This is a genomic window from Oceanivirga salmonicida (assembly GCF_001517915.1).
Taxonomy (GTDB): domain Bacteria; phylum Fusobacteriota; class Fusobacteriia; order Fusobacteriales; family Leptotrichiaceae; genus Oceanivirga; species Oceanivirga salmonicida.
Map to the genome: position 1 here is coordinate 1 of NZ_LOQI01000067.1, position 8,402 is coordinate 8,402.

An 8,402-nucleotide genomic window follows, 5' to 3' on the forward strand; every position below is an offset into this window, starting at 1 on the left:
AAAAAGTATATGCAAAAGATATTAAGACATATGAGAGAGCATATAGAACATTAATAGCAACCCTATTTAATTTATCTGGTTATTATATAGCCAAAGTAGAACAAAAAGCAGGTATAGGAGAAGCAGATATAATATTACTACCAGCATATATAACAAGAAAAGCAAAATTAATAGAATTAAAATGTGTAGACACACCAAAAGATATAGAAAATAAACATAAAGAAGCAAAAGAACAAATAGAAGCAAAGAAATACAAAGATTATTTCACAGATGAACAGTTAGAAGGTTTACAAATATATACTATGGTATGTTGCAATTATGAAGTGAGTATAAGAGAAATTAATTAAAAATTTAAGTAGAGTATAGACAGAAAAATCTATGCTCTTTTTTATGGAAAAAATAGGATAAAAATGGTATACTTTAATAAACAATGTTTTTAATTTGTGTATTAAAAGTTACTAAAATAATTTAAAGATATATAAAAAAAGAAAGGAGATATACGGTATAGATTATTCTATATTGTATAAATAATATAATGACAAAATATGAGAATTTAGTTAAATTTTGGTTAACAGAATTTGTAGGAGATGAATCAAAATATACTATTAATGTAGTTGAAAAACAAGATAATATGACAATAGAAATAAGTCTTGATAAATCTGACATGGGGAAAATCATAGGAAAAAATGGAAATATAATAACAGCTTTAAGAAATTTTATAAATTCAATATCAAATAAAGATAAAAAAAATGTTAGAATATTAGTTAAGGATATTTAAAATGAATAAAAATTATAATACTTATATAATACTTGGTCTACAATTTGGAGACGAAGGTAAGGGTAAAATTATAGATAGATATGCAGTAGATGCTGATTATGTAATAAAATCTGTTGGCGGAAATAATGCAAGTCATACAATTATAAAAAACGATGAACAAATAGATTTAAATATGTTGCCTATAAGTGTAGTAAACAGTCAGGCTAAATGTATATTGGCAGCAGGAACTGTAATAGATATAGATAATTTTTTTGATGAAGTATATAGCATAGAAAAAACTGGTAAATTATTAACTAATTTATTTATTGATGGTAGGGCTAATATAGTTATGCCATATCACACAAAGATAGATAATGTTAAAGAAAAAATATTAGGTAAAAATGTTGTTCATTCATCTAAAAATGGTATAGGACCTTGTTATGTAGATAAAATATCTAAAATAGGAATAAGAATATCGGATTTATTAAATCCAGAAATTTTAAGAAATAAAATAACGCAAAATTTAAAAGAAAAAAATGATGTTTTAGTTAAATATAATGAAAATCCTATTGACGTAGAATACCTTGTAGAAAAATATACAGATTATGCAGAGAAATTAAGATATAGAATTATAGATGCAGTTAGTGAAATAAATAAAGCCATAGATGAAGGCGAAAAAGTAATATTTGAAGGAAGTCAGGCTTTAATGCTAGATAATGATTTTGGGACATACCCTGATGTAGTATCAACTGGTACTAATGCTTCAAGTATATGTAGTGGTGCAGGAATACCACCTTATAAGATTTCAAATATTATAGGAGTTATGAAAGCATACACAACCAGAGTATCAGGTGGTCTATTTCCTAGCGAAGTTTTTTTTGAAACAAGAGAACATTTTGCAAGAAAAGGAAATGAATATGTTACGGGAACTAATGTATTTAGGAGATGCGGTTGGTTAGACTTGGTTTTATTAAAATATAGTATAATGATAAATGGTGTTACTGATATTAATTTGACTAAATTAGATGTATTGACTGGTTTAGATAAAATAAAAATAGCAGTAGGGTATGAAATAGATAAAATAGTTTATCCTACTTATCCTTTGGAATGTGATAATAACAAAGATATTGATATATTATATAAAGAATTTGATGGTTGGTCAGAAGATATATCAAATATAAAAGAATATGCTGATTTACCTGAAAATTGTAAAAGATATATTGAGTATATTGAAGGATACTTGGGAGTTAGAATAAGTTTAATATCAGTAGGTTCTAAAAAAGAACAAATAATAATTAAATAAAGTCTAGGTAGATTTTTTTGACAGGAGTTAAGTATGCAATATTATAAAAATTTTTTTAAGAAAGTAAAAATTAAGGAGGAAATAATGAAAGGAACTATATGTGTTGATGGAGTAGTTGGAGTTGGTAAAAGTTCTTTGGCAGAATTAATAGCAAAAAGATATGGGATTAAGGTGTATGAAGAACCAGTAGTAGATAATCCTATTTTAGACAAATTTTATTATGATAAAAAAAGATGGAGTTTTCCTTTGCAAATATTCTTTCTTAATAAAAGATATAAGATGATAAAAGAAGCAGCTAGTTTAGAAACATGTGTTATGGATAGATCAATATATGGTGATGTAATATTTAGTAAAATGTTATATGAAGATGGAGATATGAGTAAGGAAGAATTTGAATTATATGAAGAATTACTATATAACATGCTTGAAAATGTACAAAAACCAGCACTTATGATATATCTTGAAACTTCTGTTGATAATGCAGTTGAGAGAATAAAAAAAAGAGGTAGAGATTACGAACAAATAGTACCAACTGATTATTGGATTAGTCTAGATAAAAATTATAGAGAATATTTTGATAACTATAATTTATCAGAATTTTTAAGAATAAATGTAGATGGACTAGATTTTGTAAATAATGAAAAAGATAAGGAATATATTTTTGATATAATAGATAAAAAATTAGGAATAAAATAATGAAGAAAATAATAAAGTTAAATCCTAAATTAGATTTAGAAGTTGCTTTTGGTATAGACAGTATTAAATTAGAAAATGTAGAAATTGTACCTGTAACAGTTATGCAAATTTTGATATATATAAAAGTTTTAGATGCAAATGATTACAAGGCTATAAGTAGATTAGATACTAATATAAAAAATAAATTAAAAAAAGAAAAAACTAGATATACATTAAAATATTTTTGTAAATTTAAAGATAATGAAAGTCTAGAAAATATTGCTAAATATATGTTAGAACTTATAGATTTTGAAAATTATAATGGAGAAGGTAAATTATCTAAAATAAATATAAGTGTACAAAATAATATAATACAATTAATTGTTTCAAATGACGTAGATAAAAATATAATAGAACATAATAATATTATAAGTATTTTGAAAGATAAAATAATAAGAGCTTATAAAAGACCTATTGAAGTTATTATGGCAAATAACCATATTAAAGCCCCCAAAACAAAAGTTCCTGAGGTAGTTCATAAAACTACCATAGTAGATTTTGAGTTGGGGAAATTTTTAGAATTAGAAGGAGAAATTTTCCATATAGTTGAAAAAAACATAGTTAAAAAAGATGGCGGGAAATTAAAAATAGTTTCTTTCTATATAACAGATAATGAAAATTCTTATGTTTGTAAAAAATTCTATAATGGTGATTTAGAACATGGTATAAAAGTAAATGATATAGTAGAAGTTAAAGGAACTTTTACAAAAGATATGAATTTTGATCAAGATTACTATATTAAAACTAGTTTTATAAAAAAAGTTGGCGAAATTAGTCATGATATAATTGATTCAGCAGAGACTAAAAGAGTAGAACTTGGTATTAAAACTAATATGAGTGAAATGTATTCTAATATTAATTGTAAAAAAATAACAGATATTATGTCTAAAATGGGACATAAGGCTTTTGCAGTTACAGATTTAGGAGCAGTACATAGTTTTCCCTTTATATATAATGAAAAATCAGATGTTAAGGCTATATTGGGTCTAACTGCATATATGGTAGATGATAATGCCAAGTTAGTAATAAATCCTAAAAATGTTGTTTTAGAAGAAGAAACTTATGTTGTATTCGATATAGAAACTACTGGTTTTAATCCTTATGAAGATAAGATTATAGAAATAGGGGCAGTTAAAATAAAGAATTTAGAAGTAATAGATACTTTTTCTTGTTTTGTAAATCCAGAAAGAATAATACCAGAAAAAATAAAAGAATTAACTAATATTTCTGATGAAGACGTTAAAGATGCACAAACTATTGAAAAAGTAATGCCTGAATTTTTAGACTTTGTAAAAGATACAACATTAGTAGCTCATAATGCGAGATTTGACGTTGGTTTTATTACTGAAAAATGTAAACAATTAGATTATAAAACTAATTTTAGCTATATTGATACTATTGAATGGGCAAAACTTACTTTAAAAGATCAAAAAAGATTTAATTTAGATGCATTATGTAAAAGATTTAATATTGCAAATGATGACCACCATAGGGCCTTAAATGATGCTGAAGTTACTGCTAAGATTTTCATTTTGTTACTTAACAGAATATCAGTTATGAATGTAGTAACTTTAACTGACGTAAATGATAAATTACAATTAGATGTTAGTATAGCACCTGTTCAAATGACAACTATATTACTTAAAAGTCAAAAAGGTCTTAGTTCACTTTATGAATTAGTAAGTAAATCATATATAGAATATTTTGGAAGTAAAGTCCCAAGAATTCCTAAAAGTTTATTAGAAAAAAATAAAGAAGAATTATTAATATCATCATCTCCTAGTATGGGCTATAACAATTCAGGGGAATTAGTTAGTATGTATATAAGGGGTATGGATAAAGAAGAAATAGAAGAAGCAGCTAGATTTTATGACTATATTCAAATCTATCCTATAGGTAAATATGAAAAAGAAATAGCAACTGGTGAAATTAGTGGAGAAGATTATGTTAAAGAAATGAATAAATATTTCTATGATTTAGGAAATAAACTAAATAAAAAAACAGTTGCAGTAACAGACGTTATGTATATGACTAAACGGGAATCAAAAGCAAAAAAAGTGCTTCAGATGGCAAATGGAGAATTTAGTAATTTTAAGTATAATTCAAATTCACATTTTAGAACAACTGATGAAATGCTAGATGAATTTTCATATTTAGGAGAAGATATTGCATATGAAGTAGTAGTTAAAAATACTAATGAAATAGCTGATATGATAGAAAAAGTAAGACCTATACCAAAAGGTTTTTATCCTCCTAAAATAGAAGGTGATAGAGAAGAAGTTAAAAAAATTACATATGAAAAAGCACATGAACTATATGGAGAAAAATTACCAAAATTAATTGAGGAAAGAATAGAAAAAGAATTAAATTCAATAATTAATAATGGGTTTGCTGTCCTATATTTAATAGCACAAAAACTAGTTAAAAAATCAGTAGATAACGGCTATTTAGTAGGTTCAAGGGGTTCAGTTGGGTCTTCATTAGTTGCTTATCTTATGGGAATAACAGAAGTTAATGGTTTAGCACCACATTATAGATGCAGTAAATGTAAAAATGTAGAAATATTTGAATTAGAAAAAAGTGGAGTAGATTTACCAGTTAAAAATTGTCCTAATTGTGATATAGAATATATAAGAGATGGGCATGCAATACCTTTTGAAGTATTTATGGGATTTGATGGAGATAAAGTACCAGATATTGATTTAAACTTTTCTGGTGAATTTCAAGGAAATATACATAAGTATACAGAGGAATTATTTGGTAAAGAAAATACATTTAGAGCAGGAACTATATCTACAACAGCATATAATAATGCTATAGGTTATGTAAAAAAATATTATGAAAAATTAGCAAAAGAAAAAGTAAAAGAAGTTTCTAATAAAATATATAATGAAAATTCTAATCAAGATGAAGTTAAAAGTTTTGAAGAAAACTATATTAAAGATGAAATGAAAAAACAATTTCCTGAAATAGAAAGACTTGCTTTAATGATAGAAGGGGCAAGAAAAACAACAGGACAGCATCCAGGGGGTATGGTAGTAGTTCCTAGTGATAAATCAGTATATGAATTTACACCTATACAAAAGCCTGCCAATGATATGAGTTCAGATTCTACTACAACACATTTTGATTATCATGTTATGGATTCACAGTTAGTAAAATTAGATATACTAGGTCATGATGATCCAACTACGCTTAAAAATTTAGAAGATCTTACAGGTATTAGCCCTTATAATATACCTTTAACAGATTCTAAGGTTCTTAGTTTGTTTTCTTCAACAGAAGCTTTAAATGTTACAAGTGAACAAATAGAAACTGATTTAGGAACTAATGGTATACCTGAATTTGGAACAGCCTTTGTTAAAGAAATGTTGAAAGATACTTTGCCTAAGTCATTTACTGAGTTAGTAAGAATATCAGGGCTATCACACGGGACAGATGTATGGCTTAATAATGCACAATATTATGTTAATCAGGGAATTGCTAGTCTAAGTGAGATAATTAGTGTTAGAGACGATATTATGAACTATTTGATTTTGCAAGGAATAGAGAAAAAAACTAGTTTTAAGATAATGGAGTTTGTAAGAAAAGGACAACCAAATAAGAAAAAAGAACAATGGGAAGAATATAAGAAAATTATGCACGATGCAGGAGTTAAATCTTGGTATATAGATTCTTGTGAAAAAATAAAGTATATGTTCCCTAAGGGACATGCTGTAGCCTATGTTATGATGGCAATGAGAATAGCATATTTTAAAGTTTATCACCCATTAGAGTTCTACACTGCATATCTTAATAGAAAAGTATCATCGTTTACTATGAGTAAGGCTATAAAACCAATAGATCAATTAAAAGCAAGATATTATGAATTAAAAATGGCTAATAGTAAAAATGTAAATGACAAGGCAGAAGTCAATCTATTAGAGATTTTAATAGAAATGCATTATAGAAATATAGAGTTATTACCAGTAGATTTATATAAATCAGAAGCAAAAACATTTGTAATACATGATGGTAAAATTAGATTGCCATTTATTGCAGTTGACCAATTAGGAGACGTTGTAGCACAAAATATAGTTATGGCAAGACAGAATTGTGAATTTAGTTCACAAGAAGATTTAGCAAAAAGAACAGGTGTTAATACTTCTGTTATGAATACTTTAAATAAGTATGGTGTTGTTAGTCATTTAAATGAGACAGACCAACAGACTTTATTTTAAGAGTTAGAATATTTTTTATATTATTCTAAATAACCTTAACCCAAACAATAATTTAAAATATTTTTTTTTAGAATGGGGGGATTATGAAAAAAATAAAATATATAGAATTTTTACCAATAATAATTATAAGTTTTATTGCGTTTAGATTATTAAATGAGAAATTATTATTATTAAACATATTAAATTATGTAATTAGAATGCTTGCACCGTTTTTTTGGGCATTGGTAATTGCATATGTTGTAAATATTGTCATTAGAAATTTTGAGAATAAATTAAAACTTTCGCGGAAATATTCTTTGCCTTTATCATTTATTGTAGTTTTAACTATATTGATTTTATTCTTTGTAGTACTTATTCCAATGTTGATAGATGCAATTCCAAGTTTTGTTTCTGATACATCTAATTTAGCCAATAATTTTAATGAATGGTACAATGATAATATTACTAATAAAATAGGTTCTTTTTCAAATGAAACTAATAATGAAATAATAAAAACTAATGTAGAAAAACTTTTAAAATTTATGATAGGTCTACTTCAAAGTATTTTATCTAATATAGGTTCACTTGTATATTCTATAACAACATTAATTATTGAGTTTTTAGTAGGTTTAGTAGTTGCGGTTTATGTTTTAAGTGACAAGGAAAACTTCTTTTTAAAAACAAGAAAGCTTTTTACTGCATATTTTGGTGAAAAATTTACAAATAAAGCTGCTGAAATTTTATATATTTCAGATGAGATTTTTGATAATTATTTAGTTGCAAAGTCATTAGATTCACTGATTGTATGTATTATAGCCTTAATAGGATTTAAACTTATTGGGTTAGAGTATTCATTTTTATTTGCAATAATTATTGGTGTAACTAATATGGTGCCATATTTTGGACCTATAATTGGTGTTGTACCTGTTATTTTAATAACAGTATTTATTTCACCTACACAAGCTCTTTGTGCAATTATATTTATTTTAATTTTACAACAAATAGACGGAAATATAATAGGGCCTAAAATTGTTGATGGAAAAGTAGGTTTACCAGCCTTATGGGGAGTAGTATCAGTAACCATTGGAGGAACTTTATTTGGATTTTTAGGAATGTTATTTGGAACACCAGTATTTGCAATTATTAGAAAAATTGTTTTAGATATTCAAGACAAAAAATTGGCACAAAAAGAATTAGAAAAAAATTGAAAAAGAATAATTTTAAACTATAATGACAGTATAAATGACAGTATAAATGACAGTATAAAATTATGATTATAAAAAATAAAAAATTTTTATTAAAATAGATATAAGTAATATAAATATAAAAATAGGGCAGATTAAAAAAATCTGTCTTTTTATATAAATTGACTTTTTGAATATACAGGGTATAACCCAAGTTTCGCAAC

6 protein-coding genes are annotated in these 8,402 nt (G+C 25.5%); all 6 read left to right on the top strand.

Annotation, left to right across the window (positions count from 1 at the left end):
- Positions 1 to 347, top strand: a 347-nt coding sequence (locus AWT72_RS07235; RefSeq protein WP_197407631.1) for a PD-(D/E)XK nuclease domain-containing protein, incomplete at its 5' end; no start/stop codon positions are given.
- 188 nt (positions 348 to 535) lie between these two features.
- Entirely contained in the window at positions 536 to 778 is a 243-nt protein-coding gene (locus tag AWT72_RS07240) for a KH domain-containing protein (RefSeq protein ID WP_067143025.1), read from the top strand.
- Position 779: 1 nt separating this feature from the next.
- Entirely contained in the window at positions 780 to 2,060 is a 1,281-nt protein-coding gene (locus tag AWT72_RS07245; RefSeq protein WP_067143028.1) for an adenylosuccinate synthase, read from the top strand.
- Between the two features lie 84 nt (positions 2,061 to 2,144).
- Positions 2,145 to 2,756, top strand: coding sequence for a deoxynucleoside kinase (locus AWT72_RS07250; RefSeq protein WP_231501467.1), 612 nt, complete (start codon positions 2,145 to 2,147; stop codon positions 2,754 to 2,756).
- A complete protein-coding gene (locus AWT72_RS07255; RefSeq protein ID WP_156286433.1) occupies positions 2,756 to 7,015 on the top strand; it encodes a PolC-type DNA polymerase III in 4,260 nt (1,419 codons plus the stop codon). Before AWT72_RS07250 ends, AWT72_RS07255 begins: the two co-directional genes overlap by 1 nt.
- Positions 7,016 to 7,098: 83 nt before the next feature.
- Positions 7,099 to 8,202 carry an AI-2E family transporter gene (locus AWT72_RS07260; RefSeq protein WP_067143034.1) on the top strand — a complete coding sequence of 368 codons (1,104 nt, stop codon included), beginning with the start codon at positions 7,099 to 7,101 and terminating at the stop codon, positions 8,200 to 8,202.
- Positions 8,203 to 8,402: the final 200 nt, after the last annotated feature.

Coding starts and splice junctions, on each gene's coding strand:
- AWT72_RS07255 (WP_156286433.1), top strand. CDS start 2,756: ATGAAGAAAATAATAAAGTTAAATCCTAAATTAGATTTAGAAGTTGCT.
- AWT72_RS07250 (WP_231501467.1), top strand. CDS start 2,145: ATGAAAGGAACTATATGTGTTGATGGAGTAGTTGGAGTTGGTAAAAGT.
- AWT72_RS07245 (WP_067143028.1), top strand. CDS start 780: ATGAATAAAAATTATAATACTTATATAATACTTGGTCTACAATTTGGA.
- AWT72_RS07260 (WP_067143034.1), top strand. CDS start 7,099: ATGAAAAAAATAAAATATATAGAATTTTTACCAATAATAATTATAAGT.
- AWT72_RS07240 (WP_067143025.1), top strand. CDS start 536: ATGACAAAATATGAGAATTTAGTTAAATTTTGGTTAACAGAATTTGTA.